This window comes from Emergencia timonensis, assembly GCF_900086585.1.
Taxonomy (GTDB): Bacteria; Bacillota; Clostridia; order Peptostreptococcales; family Anaerovoracaceae; genus Senimuribacter; species Senimuribacter timonensis.
In genome coordinates, this window is record NZ_FLKM01000009.1 from 321,631 (window position 1) to 341,338 (window position 19,708).

Sequence of the window (19,708 nt, forward strand, 5' to 3'; positions counted from 1 at the left end):
GGAATAACTATGGGATTCATGACAATCAACAAAAAGAAAGTCGAATTTACAGATGAGAAAGACGTACTCTCTGTGATTCGCAAAGCAGGTATCGATATTCCGACCTTCTGTTACCACTCTGAACTTTCCACACACGGCGCATGCCGTCTTTGTGTGGTAGAGGACGACAAGGGAAAAGTCTTTGCTTCCTGTTCGGAGAGGCCAAGAGACGGAATGGTGATATTCACAAATACGCGCAGGCTGCAGCATCACCGCAAGACGATTATTGAACTGCTCTTAGCAGCGCACAACCGTGAATGTACGACCTGTATGCCGAACGGAATTTGCGACCTTCAGGTACTTTCAAAACGCCTGGGCGTTGAGGAAGTCCGATTTGAAAACTATAAAGACCAGCTGCCGCTGGATACCAGTTCTCATTCCGTAGTTCGTGATTTGAACAAGTGTATCCTCTGCGGTGACTGTGTGAGAATGTGCACAGAAGTGCAGGGCGTAGGTGTTCTGGGCTTTGCACAGAGAGGCTCCAAAATGATGATTACGACGCCGTTCAAGAAAGATCTCTCTGAGACGCAGTGCGTCGGCTGCGGACAGTGCCGCGTGGTATGTCCGACAGGCGCCATCGTCATTAAAAGAGACGTCAATCCTGTATGGGATGTTTTGGAAGACAGCAACACAAAGGTAGTCGCGCAGATCGCGCCTGCCGTCCGTGTAGCAATCGGCGAGTATTTTGGCCTTGAAGAGGGTGCAAACTCTCTGGGACATCTGGCGTCAGCCCTTCGTTTCCTTGGATTTGACGAGGTCTATGATACCGACTTCGGCGCCGACTTGACAGTTATCGAAGAGGCTGCGGAGCTGGTAGAGAGACTGAAAGCTGGTGACAATCTGCCCCTGTTTACTTCGTGCTGTCCGGCATGGGTGAAATTCTGTGAGAACGTTTATCCCCAGTATAGAGATCATATCTCTACTTGCCGTTCACCGCAGCAGATGTTCGGCGCTGTGCTGAAAGAAGAAGCCAGAATGAAGAAGGACGAAGACAGCAGAAAGACTGTGGTCGTCTCCATCATGCCTTGTACCGCAAAGAAAGAAGAAATCCACAGACCGGAACACTTCACTGACGGTGAGCAGGATGTGGACTTCGTCCTGACTACTGCTGAAATCGCAGAAATGATCAAAGCAGCAGGTATCGACCTGACAAATCTCACGCCGGAAGCGCTGGATATGCCGTTCGGTATGGCATCTGGTGCAGGAGCGATCTTTGGCGCTACAGGCGGTGTTACAGAGGCGGTTCTCCGCTATCTGACAGGAAGCACCAAGGCAGAAGACATTGAGGCCATTCACTTTACCGGCATAAGCGGAAGGGAAGGCATCAAAGAGGCGACAGTAAATCTGGACGGCAGGGACGTAAGGATCGCCGTTGTCAACGGTTTGATCAATGCATCAAAGCTGATCGACGATTTGGAAGCAGGAAACGTCAACTACGACTTCGTCGAGGTTATGACCTGCAAGAACGGCTGCGTCAATGGAGGCGGACAGCCAGCCCCAGAGAAGCCGGAGACCAAGTTCAACAGACAGAACGGATTATACCGTTTTGACAGCAGAGCGCAGATTAAGACGTCTGGACAGAATCCAGTTGCTGCAGACGCATATGAAGGAATCCTCAAAGGAAAAGAACACAAACTGTTACATAACGAGAAAATATAGAAAAATAACAGACACAAACGAGTGCATAAGGTCGTATCGACCCTATGCACTCATTTTCTTTTTTTGACAAATCAGCGTAACGGAAAGACGGCTCCCAGGAGTCTGTCATGCAGATAGATTGGCATATTTTTTGCAATCTTATCTTCTAACATTATTAGAGGAGGTAAGAAGATGAACGACAAAAAATATGATATTGAGGCGATTCCGGGTGAAAGATGGTTCCCTAAAGAGACATCCTTTGAAGAAGACATGGGTCTATATTGGGGAGACTGGGGCGTCAATTCAGAAGTGGACAAATTAAAGGCGGTTCTTATGCGGCGCCCAGGCAAAGAAATCGAAAATTTCGATGCCAAAGAAGTCAGATTCTCAGAAGAAGCCATAGACATAGAACTGATGCGAAAACAGCACGATGGAGTAGCTAAAATATATGAAGATTTTGGTACAAAGGTCTATTACGTGGAAGAACAGAGAGATGACCGGCCCAATGCGGTATTCTGCCGTGACTTGATGTTTATGACGCCAGAGGGGGCGATTTTGACCAGGCCGGGAATGGCGGCCAGGCGGGGAGAAGAGCGCTATATCGCACAGGCTCTGGCTAAGCTGGGCGTGCCCATTCTCAGGACTATTGCAGGAGACGGCATATTTGAGGGCGCCAACGCTATGTGGGTAGACCGTCATACCTGTGTCGTATCCACTGGCAGCAGGTGTAATCAAAGGGGCTATGAACAGGTAAAACACCAGCTGGCGCACATGGGTGTGGAAGTGTGGCATATGCAGCAGCCTTACAGCAATATTCACATCGATGGGCTGATGAATCCAATCAGCGAGGACAAAATCCTGGTTCACGCTTCTCAAGTGCCTTATGATATTTTAGATATGCTGAAGAAAAAAGGCTACGAGATTTTGGAGGCGCCTTCCAGGACGGAAGTAAGGGAAACCTTTGGCTGCAATTTTGTCGCTCTGGAGCCTGGACACATTGTCTTGCCGGAGGGTAATCCGAGAACACAGGAACTGTTAGAAAAAAATGGCGTCAAGGTGCAGACTGTGGATATCTCTGAGATTATGAAGGGCAAAGGCGCCCTTCACTGCATCACGGCCTACCTGAAGAGAGGATAGCAGCATGGGAACGATGCAGCCTCATGCACGCGTTCTTTATTTTTCATTGCGGGGCAGGTTTGTTTCAAATAAAATGAAAAATAAACTTTAAAGAGGAGGCGCACATGCTAAGAAGATATGTTGAACAGATTTTGAGTATTTACAATTATTTAGACGGAATCATGGTGACCGATAAATACGGATATGTGGAATACTATGTGACCTTTCGTCCAGATGTGAATAACCTGAAAGAAAAGGACATTCTCAGGAAGCATATTACGGAGGTCTATCCCACTTTGAACGAAGAAACCAGCAGCATTCTGCGGGTTTTAAAGACAGGAAAGCCCATATCTAATGAGTTTCAGACCTTGATTACCTATAAAGGACAGAGTATCAGGGCGATTAACACGACGATGCCCATCAAAGATCACGATGAGATCATCGGCGCTGTCGATGTGTCCCGCTATATCGACAGTCCCTACCAGCGGCAGGATATTTCCCTATCGTTAAAAGAAAGTGTGGAAAAGAAGAACTTATACGCCGTAGATGATATTGTTACCAACTCCCGAAGTATGGAACTGATTAAGGAACGCATCCCCATGATTGCAGACACGGATTCGTCTGTATTGATTTATGGCGAGACTGGCACCGGCAAAGAACTGGTAGCACAGTCTATTCACACCGCCAGCAAGCGCAGAAATAAGAAGTTCGTCTCCCAAAACTGCGCCGCCATTCCGGGAAATCTTTTGGAGAGCATTCTCTTCGGCACAACAAAGGGCAGTTATACTGGCGCTGAAAACAAGCCGGGGCTTTTCGAAATCGCCAGCGGCGGCACCCTCTTTCTGGACGAGATCAATTCTATGGAAATCAGCGTTCAGCCAAAGATTCTCAAGGCCATCGAGGAAAAGCAGGTGGTCAGATTAGGCGGTTACGAGCCGATCAAAACAGATATTAAAATCGTCTCTGCCGTTAATGAAAATCCCCTGCAGTGTATTGCTGAAAATAAATTGAGGGAAGATCTTTTCTACCGCCTCAGCGTGGTACAGTTAAATATACCGCCGCTGAGAGAGCGGATTAACGATCTGTTTTACCTGGTTTCTCACTTTATCAATATTTATAATACATCTATGCATTGCAATTTAATTGGTATTGATGAAGAAGTAGAGACGATTTTTCGTGGTTACAATTGGCCGGGAAACGTGCGGGAACTGAAAAACGTCATTGAAGGGGCCTTCAACGTGGCATCTGCCAGATTTATTCAGAAGAAAGATTTGCCGGAATATCTGACCAGACCATTTGTTTTAGAGGAAATCGGTCAAAATGCTTTGATGACGGTACCGGCCATTCCGCTAAAAGGCATCTCTTTAGAAGAAGCGTTAGAGACCTACGAGCGGGAACTGATTGAGCATGCTGTCGCCATCTCGAAGAATTACGTAGAGGCCGCTAAACTTCTTGGCATTACGAAACAAGCGCTGAATTACAAATTGAGAAAATACAGACTGAGAGAATAGAGTAAAAACGCCTTTACCTTAAGGTAAAGGCGTTTTTACCGGGTAACGTTTTTTTTACTGAAATAGCCGCGGCAGCGTGGATTTCCTTGGCATCAAAATTGCATTTGTATAGAGGAAAGAGAAACAGGAGGTTTTATTTATGATAGACGAGAAAAAAGACATCGACGCCCTTCCAGGTGAAAGGTGGTATGCAAAGGAGACGACTATAGAAGAGGATATGGCAGATCTTTGGGGACAGTGGGGTGTCAGTTCAGAGGTAGATCCCCTTCGTGCCGTACTGATGAGAAGGCCGGGCAAAGAAATCGATGATTTTGATTGGCAGGCAGCTCGCTTCAAAGGGCCTATTTCTCCCGAGAGGTTCAGAGCACAGCACGATGCACTTACTGAGATTTACAGGAAACACGGCGTAGTTGTTCATTACATTGAAGAACAAAGGGAAGACCGACCTAATGCATTGTTCTGCAGAGACTTGGTTTTCATGACGCCAGAGGGCGCCATCGTGACTAGGCCAGCGATGGAAGCGAGGCGGGGAGAAGAACGATATGCGGCGAAAAAACTGGCGGATCTAGGTGTGCCTATTATCAGAACGGTCTGCGGGAGCGCAACCTTTGAGGGGGCGATGGGACTTTGGATTGACCGCCATACAGTCGTTTTAGCTTCGGGTGTCAGAACCAATCGTGAGGGTTATGAGATGGTAGAGAGTGAACTGCGGCGTATGGGTGTTACAGAGGTTCTTCACATGCAGATTCCCTATGGGCATGCCCATATCGACGGCCTGCTCAACATGGCCAGCCATGATGTAGCCATGATTCATGCTTCTCAAGTGCCTTACGACGTATGTGACGCGCTGAAGAAAAAAGGAATCAAGCTGTTGGAATGTCCTTCACAAATAGAAGCAAAGGAGGGGCTGGCCATCAACTACGTGGCCATCGAACCGGGATTGATCGTCATGCCGGCTGGTAATCCCAGGTCACAGGATTTGCTAGAGCAAAACGGTATTAAAGTCATCCCGCTGGACTTTGACGAAATTCTAAAAGGTTATGGCGCCGTTCACTGCTGCACGGCATTTCTTAAACGCGGCTGATGTGCGGGGCGCTAAAGCATAAGGACTTCCCGGCAATTTGCCTCGCAAATTGGGGCAAGTCCATTAAGGAGACGGAGATATGAATTTGTATGAAAAGTTGGTAAAGGAGCTTTCTCTGGATAATATCTATGAAAACATGGAATATTTGGTCGAGGAAGTAGGGGAGCGGCTTTCGGGCACAAAAGAGATGAAGAAAGCGACGGATTACCTTTGTTCCATACTGCAGGAGTATGGAATAGACGCCTGCATCGATCACTTCCCAATGTATCAGAGTTATCCTGGTGATGCATCCCTGAAAGTCACTGTACCAGAAAAAAGAGAAATCAAAACCAGGCCGGTGTGTCACATTGAATCAACGCCGGACAGCGGCATGGAAGGAGAACTGATTTATCTGGGATCGGGAACCTATGAAGATTACCAGGGACAGGACGTACGTGGAAAAATTGTGTTAACTGATATGAACTGGAGCCCCGGCAGGCCGGAAAAAGCGAGAATCGCCTGGGAAATGGGTGCTAAGGCTTTGATTATCATGAACTGGGGCAAGGCAGAAGACGACTTGATTCAGATGGGCGCCGTCAAGGCCCAATGGGGTAATCCGACACCGGATACAGAAAAGGAAATTGTCAGACTGACGGTGATGAGCATCTCTCGGAGAGACGGTGAATACTTGGCCGGTCTGTGTAAATTGGGAGAAGTCAAGGTATGGCTGAAAGCGTCGGCCAGCAGGCAGTGGATTACGGCGGATCAACCCATGGGCAGAGTCTGCGGCGGAAAAAGCAACGGACAGTACATTCTGGTAGGCAGTCATGTAGACGCATGGGGAAAATCAGCAATCTGTAACGCTTCAGGCAATGCTTTGAATCTGGAGCTGGCGCGGATTTGTCAGAAATATAGGGAGGAGTTGCATAGAGATGTGGTCTTTGCTTTCTGGGATGGTCACGAGATTGCAGAGGGGGGCGGTTCCACTTGGTACTGCGATCATTACTGGAAAGAAATGAACGAAAATTGTATCGCTTATATCAACATCGACAACCTGGCCATCAAAGGCACGACCATTCCTGGTGTGGAAGGGCAGCCGGAGCTGAAGCAGTTTCTGATGGACGCCATCGAAAAGGTGTGGGGCGTGAAGGGACAGTGGAACCACGCTTATAAAGGCGGAGGTGATTCCTCTTTCTTCGGCATCGGTGTGCCATATGTCTCTTTTGCTACAGAATATACAGAAGCAAAGCTGAAGGAACTGAACTATGCTTTCTACAGCCCGTGGCTGCACAGTGATTCCGATACCATTGACAAGATCGACAGAGAGTTGCTGGCAGGTCATGGACGCTATTTCCTCTATCTCCTGGAGCAGCTAGTCAGCTCGCCCCTGGTGCCGTACGATCTGCCGGCGTTGGCGGAGGACATAGAGGGACAATGGAAGGCAATCTGCGCAAGGGCCGGCAGGGCAAAAACGCTGATTGAGGACTTAGAGGAGGTTTTTCGAAAGTATACGGCTGCTTTAGTCTCGCTGACGACATTGGCGTCAAGACAGGAGTGCCAGGAACTTTATAATAAGCTGGCTATACTGTGTGAACGGCAGACCGTGATGTTTCGCAGTGAGTCAGGTCGTTACGGTCAGGATTCCTGCTGCGCGCTGCAGACGGAGAACCCGATTCCGGCTCTTGATCGAGCGATAAAAAAGTACAACCAAAGTGAAGTTGGCTCCCACGAGTTCTATCTTTGGGAAACGCAGATTTTAAAAGTTAAAAACATGGTCTACGATGGGCTGAATAATAGCCTCGAGTACATCGGCTTAGGACTTTCAGCTATTAAGTAGTTATGGAAAGGAGAAAGGGACGTGAAAAACAGAAAGATATCCAGCAAAAGATGGCTGCTGGCAGGAGCCTTCCTGCTGAGCATGCTGCTTCTAACCCAATTTGCTTTTGCCGATGAGGGGGAAGAGGCGACAAAGTATTATGGTGTCTTGTCTCTGGTGACACCTTTTATCGCAATTGTACTATCCTTTATTACAAAACAAGTGGTCCTGTCTCTGGCTACGGCAGTCTTTGTCGGAGCAACGATTATCAACGGAGGGAATCTGTTCCATGGCTTCCTGCGCACCTGTGATACTTACATCGTAGGCACGGCCACAGATACCTGGAACGCCACACTTTTGATCTTTATCCTCTCAGTGGGAGGGTTGATTGCAGTGATGAGCAAAATGGGCGGAACCCAGGCAATGGCTCTTACCCTGGCGAAGAAGGCAAAAAACGCCAGGAACTCACTGATTATCACTTGGATCATGGGTATTATTATCTTCTTTGAGGATATGGCCAACTCCTTGATCGTCGGTCCTACCATGAGACCGGTAACGGATCAACAGAAGGTATCCCGCGAAAAATTATCTTATGTTATCGATTCAACGGCCGGGCCGGTGACAGATATGGCTTTGATTTCTTCCTGGGTTGCCTATGAAATCGGTATGATTTCTATCGCGTTTACAACAGTCGGCATCAAAGACGGCAATGCCTACGGCATGTTTCTGCAGACGATCCCTTACCGCTTTTATAACATTTTTGCAGTGGCCATGGTCATCATCATTATTTTGATGCAGAGGGACTACGGTCCTATGTATCAGGCGGAGAAGAGAGCAAGGCTGACGGGAAAATTGTATGAGGATACTGCAAGGCCCATGATGAGCAAAGAACTTGACGCCATGAATGTGGCGGAAGGCGCGCCGCTTAGGATGTGCAACGCTATCGTTCCGATTCTGACCTTTATCATCGTAACTTTGCTGGCAATTTGGTACACTGGCGGCGGCCTCAAAGAGCCGCTCAGCATAGCGGGGATACAGAATGCTTTCGGTAATTCTGATTCAGCATCCAGCATTCTATATGCAGTCCTTTTTACTTCCGTTGTCAGCATCGGTATGGCGGCGGCGCAGAGAATTATGAGTCTGAAAGAATGTATTGAAGTCTGGCTGGGCGGATGCAAAGAGCTTTTGCTGACTGTTACGATTCTGATCCTGGCCTGGTCTTCAGGTTCCGTCATGAGCGATCTGGGAACCGGAGATTTCATCTCTGGTATGGTGGGAAATTCCATACCTGGTCTCATCTTGCCGGCAGTGCTGTTCCTGGTATCCTGCTGCGTCGCTTTTTCCACAGGTACTTCTTATGGAACGACAGCAATTATGATTCCGATTGCCTTTCCTCTTGCCATGGGCGTCACTGGGGGAGCAGTGGACTCCCTGGCTGTTACAACCATTGCGGCAGTTACTTGTGGGGCGATATTCGGAGATCACTGCTCGCCGATTTCTGATACCACGATTATGTCTTCTATGGGTTCGGCCTCAGATCTGATGGATCACGTGAGGACGCAGATTCCTTATGCGGTTACCGCCGCTATTGTGGCAGCCGCTGTCGGCTTTTTACCGGCGGCAGCAGGTTTATCACCACTGATTATCATACCAATAGGTATTGCAGTGCTGGCTGTCATCGTCAGAATTTTGGGGAAGAGCACGAGGCTTGAAGATCTGCAGAAAGAAGAAGAAAATACAAAAGTCTGCTAGACGCAAGGCGCTGCATCTGATGATGCAGCGTCTTTGTTGCCGTCAGTTAGTTGCTATCTTCGGTTTTTCGATCAGCGCTGCTCGGATGGAAGGCAGAGCGCCTCTGATAGAAATGCTATAGATGAGTGACGCCAGATCGCTTTCCGGCAGCTTTTTTCCTGTCGTAAACCAATACTTTATAACGCCGAATAAGGCGGAAAGCTGATATTCAAAGATATATTCCACAGATTCCATGCTGCCCGCCTCATTTTTCAATTCTTTCCTTATCAAAGCTAAAAATTCCTGTTTTAATTTCTCTGCTAAGATCAGGTAATGCTGGTGCAGAAATAGAAGTTCAATTTGTTTTTCATTTCTTGTAAGGATATTAGAAAAAAGCTGTTTAACGATATCGTTCTCCAATACATTTGTAATATCCAGTGAGCTGAAGATTTCCTCTTTGATGGGCATAAAGATACTCTCCACCGCCTTGTTTAGCAGATCGTAGATGTCTTTGTAATACACGTAAAAAGTAGTACGGTTATATCCTGCCAGACGGCACAGTTCTCCGATAGAAATCTTATTGATGTCTTTTTTCTCATAGAGTTGCCAGAAAGCAGTGAGGAAATCTGCTTTTGTATTGCGCTTTTCCATAAAACACCTCATAATAAACATTTCTATCATGGTATCACAAAAACCAACAATTTGCACATAATTGTTGCTTGAAGTTTTGCCTGAGAGTCCTTATACTCTTGTCATGGAAGTGAATAAAGGAGTGTGGATGATTTGAACAGCATTGAAATAGAACATCTTACGAAAGATTACGGAAACGGAAAAGGCGTCTTTGACGTTTCCCTTGCGATAAAACAAGGCGAAGTTTACGGTTATCTGGGTCCCAACGGGGCGGGAAAATCCACGACTATGCGCCACCTGATGGGTTTCAGCAAACCCCAATCCGGAACAGTGAATATTTTGGGCTTGGAGTGCTTAAGCAATCAGAAGGAAATTCAAGGCAAGCTGGGTTATCTGCCGGGAGAGATCGCCTTTCAGGAGGACATGACGGGCATCGCATATCTGAAGCTGATTGCGAAAATGCGCCATATGAAGGACTTCAGCTATGGGGAAAAGCTGATTGACTTTTTTGAGCTGGACCCCAGCGGCGGCATCAAGCGAATGTCAAAGGGCATGAAGCAGAAAATCGGCATCGTGGCCGCCTTTATGCACGATCCGCAGATTCTGCTGCTGGATGAACCTACCAGCGGATTGGATCCGCTGATGCAGAACCGCTTTGTGGAGCTGATAGAAAAAGAGAAAAAAAGAGGGAAAACCATTCTTCTGTCGTCTCACATCTTTGAAGAGGTGGAAAAAACCTGCGACCGAATCGGCATGATTCGCAAGGGAAAACTGGTCAAGGAGTTTACCGTCGATGAATTGCGCCATTCCCAATTGAAGACGTACAAGATAGAATTTGCCGTTTCCTCCGACATGGAGAAAATGAAAGAGGTTTACCCTGATGCCGTGTTTAAAGAAGACAGACGGCAGATGATCGTCTCTATCAACGATGGACAGATCAATGCGCTGATTCGTCAACTGGCAAAATGCGACGTGCATTTTCTAAAAGAGGAGAAGCACACCCTGGAAGAATACTTTATGCAGTTTTACGGAGGTAGTCAAAATGTTTAGTTTTCCATATTTCAGACAAATTGTAAAATCCAACATCAAATTCCTGGCTGCATTTACTTTCGTCTTATGCCTCTTTCTGATCGTCATGACCAACGTTTTCACGCCAGAGACCGTCAGCGGTCTGCAGTCTGCCACGAAGGGAACCCTTGCGGCGCATATTCTTACTGGGAATGGAACCTTGATTGGCTTCATGGCCAATTCTTTTTATGCCCTGATGGCCATCATCTTCCCCATGGTCTATTCCATCATGGTGGGAAATCGAATGATTGCAGAGAAAATCGACAAGGGCAGTATGGCGGGATTTCTGTCTACACCTACTACCAGGCTGCAGCTGACACTGACAAGCGCCGTGTACTTTATTCTGTCACTGGTCGTTATGTGGGGCGTGGCTTCTGTAGTGGGCATCGCTGCGGCAAATATTTCACAGCCCGATGCGCTGGATACAGATACTTTTTTACTGATGAACCTGGGGGCATTTTTATATCACCTGGCGATCAGCAGTATCTGCTTTTGTTCCTCCTGCATTTTCAATAGTTCAAAGAACTCTCTGACCTTCGGCGCAGGCATTCCCCTGCTTTTCTTTGTGGTCAGCCTGTTCATCAAGCTATCGGAGGACTTGGATTTTCTAAAATATTTTACGTTGAACACCCTCTTTGATACGACGGCAATATTGGAGGGCAACGGCTATGGAGCCAGCTTTGCCGCCATGGCAGGACTGTCCGCCGTGCTCTATGTAACGGGCATGGTCTGGTTCCAGAAAAAGGATCTGCCGCTTTGATAGGCGAAAAAAAGACTACAATCAGTGGGAAAACGAGGAGGAAAAAACGATGAAAAAATTTATGATTGAAGACGGCGTATTCGATATCTTTCCCCGCTTGGAAATTGGAATTGTCGCACTGCACGGTGTTGACAATAGAGGACCGGGGAAGGCAGAGCTGCTGAAGGCGATTTGTGAGGACATTGCCGCAGCGGGCGTGATTTCGCCTTATGTCACTGAGTACAAAGAGGCCTGCCTTGTTTTTGTGTCATAAATTAATTAAAGGTACCGGTAATGAAAAAATAACACACTCCGATTGGGATTACCGGCAGGCATAAGATGTTACTTTAAAAATCCGTTACCGGTAACAGTATATAGAGAAAATATAGGGCAGTTTACTGGTAATGGAGGGAAACATGATGGAGCAAAAATGTAAGCTGCTTTTTTGTAAAAACGGTACACACCGTAACCGTTTAAATTTGAACGAGACCATATATTCGGCACGCGTGCCGTTGCACAGTCCGAATTATGGTGATATCATTTTCCAGAGCGGTTCTATAGAGTTTCTATAAGATTTTATTGTTGAAAATCTATGTGCTATGCAAATAGTTTTCCTAATGCCCTTCGTTTCAAAAAAGCATTTAATTGGACAATTTACCAGAATCAATAAAAAGATGCTTAAAAACGAATTTTAAGTGCTATAGAGGGATATTAAAGACTACATGTCCTTACTGATTATATCAATTAAAAAAATGGCAGCGATTACTCAATGTTATTAAGGTAAAATGATGCGGGGGTATTTTTTAATTTATAAAAGAGCCTTTCTGCTTGTCAATTATTTATGCCTCTTCTCACAGATGAGCTATTTCAATTTTAATGTAATTATCAAAAAAATTAATATTTACATTTTTCTGAATTATGATATGATTAACATAGCAAAATGTATTTTATTAAAGTTAAGAAGGAACATCATAAAGAAAAAGGTAATAACCGTAACGCTGCTATTAAGTGTACTTATGACCGTTAGCATTACGCCCACATTCGCATCAGAGGATATTGACAAAACACAAAATTTACCTAATAAGGCAATCGTCTTTTTCAATACTCAAGACGTTAGTTTTGATAAGAATATTACAGATTTACAACGAGCAGGTTGGCAGACCGTTAATAAAGATCAATTTAAAGTCACCTGGAAAAGAGGTGTAACAACGGGTGTAGTTTGTACGGCTATAGCTGGTGTTCTTGCTTTAAAACCCGAGACAGTACTTTTTTATATCAGTCAATTGGAGTACCGCTAAGAAGATATAGTGTAAAAATTAAAGATAGTGCAGGTAAGACGCACGGACCTTTTTACATAAATATGCCAAGGCCTAGATCTGCTGAAAATGAAATGGTGGAAAATTAAAATGAAAATCCCGTTAAAAAAAATAACATGGATATACACATTAACAATTATTTTAATTTCAATAGTTATACTAGCTTTAATTTATTTTGTCCCTACGACAGCACCATTAAAATACTTAATAATAAAGCTGGTCAAGCTGTTTGTATGGTTTAATATTACTATTTTAATAATATTAGTCGCCTTGCGGATTAAATGCTACTTTACAAAACATTAAAGAAAGGCCGTGAAAAAATATTTCATTTTTTCACGGCCTTTTTTCGTTAACAAAATGCTCTATGCATTTGAAGCTTTTTATGAAAATGGGCGCACTCCATTAAAGCCTGGAAATACAATCGGTTCCATCAATAAAGCTGTCGATATTTATAATTATGTTTCTCTAAAACACGACTTCACCTGCGGCGGCGAGAACCTGGATCAGATTCAGGGAGACATGGTTTTGGGTTTCGCCCGCGGTGATGAGCCTTTTGTTCCTTTAGGGGAAGAAGAGAACGCACCGCCCCGTGAGGGAGAGCTGATCTATTACGACGAGGAAGGAGCCATCGTCAGAAGCTGTCTGTGGAGAGAGGCGGATCGAAGCAAGATCACTGAAACAGCTGACAACATCCTGCTCTACATGGAGTGCATCAACCCCGAACGCCGCGATGCCTTTTCGCAGGCTGTCCGGGTATTGGCTGAAAGAAAAATTTGAAATAGTCATTCACCGCCCCTGGTTATTTTTCTAAGGATTCCGCCTGACTCATAATTTCGTCTTCGGTTTTCATTATACTGCTCTTGCCATCTGAATATAATATCATGAGAGCAAAATAAGGTGTACGACATTTGTGGTCATATGATGCGCACTGCCTATATTTGTTCAAAAGGTGTTTTTGTTAAATTGGAAAAAATGATTCAAGCGTGTATTTGTGAGGGTTATAGACGATCATTTTTATTGATTTCTGCAAAAATCAGCGTGGGATTCTAGTGGGATGTATCGAGAGCATTTCAATGGGAATCCCTGTACATGATAAGCGTCAAAATTTGTATACTGGATAATGCACAAAGTATTATGGAATAGACACTGCATTTTTGTGTTCAAAAACAAGAAGTGCTGGCAACTGCTAAAGTCTTTTATTTTTTCAGCACAAATTATTGACAATTCAAATTTTTAGTAATAAAATTAGTTAAACTATTAACAAAAGTCACTATTTTCTGATTTATTTTGAAGGAGAGCAAAATGTGTAACTGCAACGAAATGACGAAAAAGTTTGAACAGCTTGACGAAATCATTGCCAAGCACAAGGAAGAGCGAGGCGCTCTGATTCCAATCCTTCATGAGGCGCAGGAGGTCTTTGGATACCTGCCTTATGAAGTACAGGAACGGATTGCTGACGGACTGGGAATTTCAATGGCAAAGGTCTATGGAGTTGTGACCTTCTATTCACAATTCTCATTGAAGAAGAAGGGGAAATACAAGATTAATGTCTGTATGGGTACCGCCTGCTACGTAAAAGGCGCTAACGATATTATGGGGAAATTCCTGGAGCGGCTTTCGATCGAAGTCGGAGAGTGCACGGCTGACGGCAAGTTCTCATTGGATTCTTGCAGATGCATTGGCGCATGTGGTCTTGCACCTGTAGTAACCATCAACGACGAGGTTTACGGAAGACTGACACCGGAACAGGTGGAAGAAATCTTAGATGAATATGAGCGTATGTAAATAGCAGGAGGAGAGAATGAGTAAGACAATAAAAGATATCCAAAAGATTAAAGAGAAAACACTCGCATCATTTGGAAACAGAATTGGAAACGATGACAATAAACTTTACATAATGACCTGCTGCGGTACAGGCTGTACTTCATCGGGAGCAATCAAAAACAGAGAGAAATTAGACGAGCTGATGGAGAGAGACGGGCTTCAGGACAGAGTGCAGTTTGTAAAGACGGGCTGCTTTGGTCTTTGTGCAGAGGGACCGATTTTGATGGTTTACCCAGAAAACGTAATGTACACCAACGTAACGCCGGACGACATCAATGAAATCTGGGAAGCCCATATCAAAAATGGCAGAGTCGTTGAAAGACTGAAGTCAGAAAACGAACTGAATTTCTTCTCAAAGCAGATGAGAATCTCTCTGAGAAATTGCGGCAGAATCGATCCTGAAAATATTGACGAATATATCGCCTATGGCGGTTATGAAGCACTTGGCAAAGTGCTGACAGAGATGGAACCGGAAGATGTCATCAAGACGATCAAAGACTCCGGTCTCAGAGGCAGAGGCGGCGGCGGATTTCCTGCCGGTGTCAAGTGGCAGTTCGCAGCCGAGCAGCAGGTGAAAGAAAAATATGTCTGCTGTAATGCTGACGAAGGAGACCCGGGTGCCTTTATGGACAGATCTGTACTGGAAGGCGATCCCCATGCTGTCATCGAAGCTATGGCAATCGCAGGTTATGCCATCGGATCTGACCAGGGCTTTGTCTATGTCAGAGCGGAATATCCCATTGCAGTACAGAGATTGACCATCGCCATTGAGCAGGCCAGAGAATACGGCTTGCTGGGTGACAATGTACTGGGTACCGGCTTTAAATTCGACCTGGATATCAGGCTGGGCGCAGGCGCTTTTGTCTGCGGTGAAGAAACAGCCCTGATGACCTCCATCGAAGGCAACCGCGGAGAACCGAGATTGAAACCGCCGTTCCCGGCAGTAGAAGGTCTCTTTGGCAAACCGACCATCTTGAACAACGTAGAAACCCTGTCCAACATTCCGCAGATCATCACTAAAGGGCCGGAATGGTTCAGCGAAATCGGAACAGAAAAATCCCATGGAACCAAGGTTTTCGCGCTGGGCGGGAAGATCAACAATACCGGACTGGTAGAGGTTCCTATGGGAACCACTTTGCGGGAAATCGTCTACGAAATCGGCGGCGGCATCCCGAAGGGCAAAACCTTCAAGGCGGCACAGACAGGAGGCCCTTCCGGCGGATGTATTTCGGCAGAGTTCCTCGACACGCCGATTGACTACGACTCCCTGACCTCGCTGGGCTCCATGATGGGTTCCGGCGGATTGATTGTCATGGACGAAGATACCTGTATGGTGGATATTGCTAAATTCTTCTTGGAGTTTACTGTGGACGAATCCTGCGGAAAATGTCCTCCGTGCAGAATCGGTACCAAGAGAATGCTGGAAATCCTCACCAAGATTACAGATGGAAAAGGCTCGCTGGACGATCTGGATGAGCTGGAATATCTGGCCATGAATATCAAGAAGGGCGCCCTTTGCGGCCTGGGGCAGACGGCTCCAAACCCGGTACTTTCTACGATGAAATATTTTAAAGATGAATATATCGCCCACGTAGTAGACAAGAAATGTCCTGCAGGCGTTTGTGTTTCGATGCTCCGATACGTTATCATGGAAGATGCATGTAAACACTGCGGGCTTTGCGCGAGAAATTGTCCTGCGCAGTGTATCTCCGGCGACAAGAATACACCTTACGTTATCGACAACGACAAGTGTCTCAAGTGTGGAGTCTGCATGGAAAAATGTCCATTCAAGGCTATCATGAAGAACGCATAAGAAAGTGAGGGCGAAACATGAAAAATAAGAAAAGAGTACAATTAACCATAGATGGCATGGACGTCAACGTGCCAGAGGATTACACCATCCTCAAAGCAGCTAAAGAAGTAAATATCAAGATCCCTACTTTATGCTTCCTCAAGGACGTGTGTGAAATCGGATGCTGCCGTATGTGCCTGGTAGAAGTAGAAGGCATGAAAAACTGGCAGGCCTCCTGCGTGCAGAAGGTTGCAGACGGCATGGTGGTCAAAACTCATACGCCTGACATTCTCAACTTTAGAAAAAAGAATCTGGAATTGATTCTTTCCAATCACCCGGCAATGTGTCAGAGCTGCAACAGAGGTTCTACGGGCTGTGAACTGAAGACCTTGGCCAACACCATGGACACTGAATTTGCAAACTATGCGATCAACCAGGAAGTCATCACCGCAAACCAGGTTATGGAAGTGGATGACGGCATCTCCATTATGCGTGACCCCAACAGATGTATCCTCTGCAGAAGATGTATCAGCATCTGCCACAACGTGCAGACAGTAGGCGCCATCGACGTCATCAACAGAGGTTTCAGTACGGTAGTGGGAACCACTTTTAATCGGCCAATTGATGAATCCAGATGCGTAAACTGCGGTCAATGTATCAATGTATGTCCGACCGGTGCCCTGCAGGAGCACTCCAACATGGATGACTTCTGGGAGATTCTCAAAGATCCTGACAGATTTGTCATCGTACAGACCGCACCTGCGGTAAGAGCGGCTTTGGGCGAAGAATTTGACATGCCAATCGGCACAGACGTCACAGGCAAAATGGTCACGGCGTTGCGTATGCTGGGCTTTGACAAAGTCTTTGACACCGATACTGCCGCTGACCTGACGATTATGGAGGAAGGCACTGAGCTGATCAAGAGGATTCAGAACGGAGGCAAACTGCCTTTGATCACATCCTGCTCACCGGGCTGGATCAAGTTCTGTGAACACAACTTCCCGGATATGCTCGACAATCTGTCATCCTGCAAATCACCTCACGAGATGCTGGGCGCAGTGATCAAATCCTACTATGCTGAGAAGATAGGGAAAGATCCTTCACAAATTGCGGTCATCTCCATCATGCCTTGCACTGCGAAAAAATATGAAGCGCAGAGAGAAGAGCTGAACGTAGATGGGCAGCAGGATGTGGATCTTGTTCTGACTACGAGGGAGGTAGCCAGAATGATTCAGGCCTTTGGCATCGACTTTCCAGCACTGCCTGACGGCGAATTTGACAATCCGCTGGGCATTTCAACAGGCGCAGGAACCATCTTTGGCGCTTCTGGCGGAGTCATGGAAGCCGCCCTGAGAACAGTCGCGGACGTATTAACAGGGATGAGCTCCGACTCCATCGACTACATGCAGGTCCGCGGCCAGGAAGAGGGGTTGAAGGAAGCGGAAATTACCATCGGCGATATCACCCTGAAAGCCGCGGCGGCCCACGGTCTTGGCAATGCCAGAGCATTGATGGAAAGAGTGCGCAGCGGCGAGCACTTTGACTTTATCGAGGTCATGGCCTGCCCTGGCGGCTGCGTCAACGGCGGCGGCCAGCCACAGCAGCCGTCCTCTGTCCGCAACTGGGTCAATGTCGGCGAGGAGAGAGCGAAAGCTCTATACAGAAGCGATCACGAGAATTTCATCAGAAAGTCTCATAAAAATCCGGTCATCAAAGAGTTATACAAAGAATATCTGGGTGAACCGGGCAGTGAAAAGGCACATAAGCTGCTGCACACTCATTACCATCCGAGAGGCTGATAATTTCAAATAGTGACAAATCAAGCAGGAATGCGGCAGGCCGGCGAACGGCAGGTCGCATTTTTGCTTGCGGCAGGATAAACCGGTCATCCATCTCCACCATCGGCAGGGTGCAGTTACGCAGAATGGCCATAAAACGAGGAAAGAGTTAAGCAGGAGCAAGAGGAAACAGGGAGTATGCGTAACTGGACATCTGTCAGCAGGGGGCGGTTATGCAGAATGGCCAAAAAAAGAGAAAAAGTTAATCAGAGGCGGGTGAAAGGAGAAGAAATGCGTAACTGAGCATCTGTCAGCAGCGGGCAGGGGCTGCTAGGCAATCTTGACTTGACGCGGAGGGATTAGTATAATGTGAATAAAGTAAACCTTGCGGCTATATGGGAGGAGACATCATGTCTGAAGAAAAAATAAAGAAAGTGCAGTTCTGCACCTGCAATGATTACGACTGTCCTTTTAATCCTGTCAATCACGATCAGGGCTGTACGCCATGCATTGCTAAGAATCTAAAAGCGGGAGAGACTCCAAGCTGTTTCTTTAATAAGCTGGATCCGGGGAAGAAGGAGGATCGTGGCGAGTATTTACATAAGGACTTTGCCAGAATCGTCATGAAGCTGTATGAAGATTGAGCAGCTGCAGCAGCTTTTAAAAATCGTTGAAGAAGGAAGCATCAACGAGGCGGCAAAGGAACTGTATATAGCCCGTTCTTCACTGAGCACCTCTATGAAAAATTTAGAGAGAGAGCTGGGCGCGCAGATTTTCAGCCGCAACAGCAAAGGGGTATGCCTGACAGATTTTGGGGCAGATGTCTATAGCCAGGCCAAAGATATCTGCTCTAAAATAGATTTTATACAGAGCGTACCCTATGAAGAGGATCGGATGAATCTTTCGATATCCAGCATGTACTGCTCCCTGGCAAATGACGCCTTTGTAGAACTTTACCAGCGGCATTTTCGGGACAACTTTACCGGAAGCATCGAAGAGTGCACGCTGAACGAGGTCATCCGCCAGGTCAATTCGGGCCTCAGTGAGATTGGTATGGTGACGCTGTTTTCTGACAGCGAGTCGGTGGCGCTGAAAAAGATTGCTGATAATCATTTGGAATTTCACAAGCTGATTGACCGAAAGCTCCATGCCATTATCGGACCGAAAAACCCTCTGTATGCGGAAGAGCGAAGTTCCGTTGGTTTGGACGAATTGAAAGACTTCCCTTATATCGTCAATTATGCGTCGCCGTCGGACTATTCTTGGGAACGGACTCTGGACGGGCGCAAACGAAAGCGGGCGGAGATCCATGTCAGTGATTTAGGCTGTGCGCTGCGGCTCATAAACGCAACAGAAGCCATTATGATCGACACTTATGACAAAGATACCTACGCGCAGTTTTATGCGCCCAACGGCTGTAAATTTATACCCCTTGCCGATTCACCTCTTGCCTGTAAGCTGGGCTGGGTCAAGTCTGAAAATAAGACCATTTCAAAAGCGGCAGAAGAGTTTATCGCAATCATCAATGTCAAAGCGGGCTATGGAAATTTTTAAATAACGGATAGAAAACTGCTGTACCGATACTAGATTGGGCAGCAGTTTTTTGTGTGCTAGAAACTAGAACGCGTCTTGTGCACATTACGGCAT

17 protein-coding genes are annotated in these 19,708 nt (G+C 46.3%); 16 read left to right on the forward strand and 1 reads right to left on the reverse strand.

What is annotated here, in order from left to right; all coding sequences use genetic code 11:
• The first annotated feature begins 9 nt into the window (after positions 1-9).
• The 6 genes from BN6539_RS12420 (at position 10) to BN6539_RS12445 (ending at position 8,935) form a co-directional block, all read left to right on the forward strand.
• The gene (locus BN6539_RS12420) at positions 10-1,698 is read left to right on the forward strand and encodes a [FeFe] hydrogenase, group A (RefSeq protein WP_067538978.1); all 1,689 of its coding nucleotides are present in this window, start codon (positions 10-12) and stop codon (positions 1,696-1,698) included.
• 171 nt (positions 1,699-1,869) lie between these two features.
• Positions 1,870-2,814 (forward strand): dimethylarginine dimethylaminohydrolase family protein, encoded by a 945-nt coding sequence (locus BN6539_RS12425; RefSeq protein WP_067538981.1) that lies wholly within the window; start codon positions 1,870-1,872, stop codon positions 2,812-2,814.
• Positions 2,815-2,918: 104 nt separating this feature from the next.
• Positions 2,919-4,304, forward strand: a complete 1,386-nt coding sequence (locus BN6539_RS12430; protein ID WP_067538985.1) for a sigma-54 interaction domain-containing protein — start codon at positions 2,919-2,921, stop codon at positions 4,302-4,304.
• A 139-nt stretch (positions 4,305-4,443) separates the two neighbouring features.
• Positions 4,444-5,388 carry a dimethylarginine dimethylaminohydrolase family protein gene (locus BN6539_RS12435; protein WP_067538988.1) on the forward strand — a complete coding sequence of 315 codons (945 nt, stop codon included), beginning with the start codon at positions 4,444-4,446 and terminating at the stop codon, positions 5,386-5,388.
• Positions 5,389-5,467: 79 nt separating this feature from the next.
• Positions 5,468-7,204, forward strand: coding sequence for a M28 family peptidase (locus tag BN6539_RS12440; protein ID WP_067538991.1), 1,737 nt, complete (start codon positions 5,468-5,470; stop codon positions 7,202-7,204).
• 21 nt (positions 7,205-7,225) lie between these two features.
• The gene (locus BN6539_RS12445; RefSeq protein ID WP_242869410.1) at positions 7,226-8,935 is read left to right on the forward strand and encodes a Na+/H+ antiporter NhaC family protein; all 1,710 of its coding nucleotides are present in this window, start codon (positions 7,226-7,228) and stop codon (positions 8,933-8,935) included.
• 42 nt (positions 8,936-8,977) lie between these two features.
• Here BN6539_RS12445 and BN6539_RS12450 read toward each other — a convergent pair whose 3' ends face one another.
• Entirely contained in the window at positions 8,978-9,565 is a 588-nt protein-coding gene (locus BN6539_RS12450; protein WP_067538992.1) for a TetR/AcrR family transcriptional regulator, read from the reverse strand.
• A gap of 132 nt (positions 9,566-9,697) precedes the next feature.
• On the opposite strand from BN6539_RS12450, the gene BN6539_RS12455 reads away from it, so the two are divergent.
• From BN6539_RS12455 to BN6539_RS12500, 10 genes are all read left to right on the forward strand, one after another.
• Entirely contained in the window at positions 9,698-10,594 is an 897-nt protein-coding gene (locus BN6539_RS12455) for an ABC transporter ATP-binding protein (protein WP_067538993.1), read from the forward strand.
• On the forward strand, positions 10,587-11,372 hold the full coding sequence (locus tag BN6539_RS12460; RefSeq protein WP_067538995.1) for an ABC transporter permease subunit: 786 nt from the start codon (positions 10,587-10,589) through the stop codon (positions 11,370-11,372). The genes BN6539_RS12455 and BN6539_RS12460 overlap by 8 nt, the downstream gene beginning before the upstream one ends.
• A gap of 49 nt (positions 11,373-11,421) precedes the next feature.
• Positions 11,422-11,625, forward strand: coding sequence for a hypothetical protein (locus BN6539_RS12465; RefSeq protein WP_067538997.1), 204 nt, complete (start codon positions 11,422-11,424; stop codon positions 11,623-11,625).
• A gap of 649 nt (positions 11,626-12,274) precedes the next feature.
• Entirely contained in the window at positions 12,275-12,649 is a 375-nt protein-coding gene (locus BN6539_RS12470; protein ID WP_147363130.1) for a hypothetical protein, read from the forward strand.
• Between the two features lie 375 nt (positions 12,650-13,024).
• Positions 13,025-13,444, forward strand: a complete 420-nt coding sequence (locus BN6539_RS12475; RefSeq protein WP_118334260.1) for a B3/B4 domain-containing protein — start codon at positions 13,025-13,027, stop codon at positions 13,442-13,444.
• A 525-nt stretch (positions 13,445-13,969) separates the two neighbouring features.
• On the forward strand, positions 13,970-14,452 hold the full coding sequence (gene nuoE, locus BN6539_RS12480) for an NADH-quinone oxidoreductase subunit NuoE (protein WP_067539004.1): 483 nt from the start codon (positions 13,970-13,972) through the stop codon (positions 14,450-14,452).
• 16 nt (positions 14,453-14,468) lie between these two features.
• Positions 14,469-16,304, forward strand: a complete 1,836-nt coding sequence (locus BN6539_RS12485) for an NADH-quinone oxidoreductase subunit NuoF (protein ID WP_082907506.1) — start codon at positions 14,469-14,471, stop codon at positions 16,302-16,304.
• 17 nt (positions 16,305-16,321) lie between these two features.
• Positions 16,322-18,082 (forward strand): NADH-dependent [FeFe] hydrogenase, group A6, encoded by a 1,761-nt coding sequence (locus BN6539_RS12490; RefSeq protein WP_067539006.1) that lies wholly within the window; start codon positions 16,322-16,324, stop codon positions 18,080-18,082.
• A gap of 389 nt (positions 18,083-18,471) precedes the next feature.
• Positions 18,472-18,705, forward strand: coding sequence for a DUF6485 family protein (locus BN6539_RS12495; RefSeq protein ID WP_067539014.1), 234 nt, complete (start codon positions 18,472-18,474; stop codon positions 18,703-18,705).
• Entirely contained in the window at positions 18,695-19,615 is a 921-nt protein-coding gene (locus BN6539_RS12500; protein WP_067539017.1) for a LysR family transcriptional regulator, read from the forward strand. The genes BN6539_RS12495 and BN6539_RS12500 overlap by 11 nt, the downstream gene beginning before the upstream one ends.
• Positions 19,616-19,708: the final 93 nt, after the last annotated feature.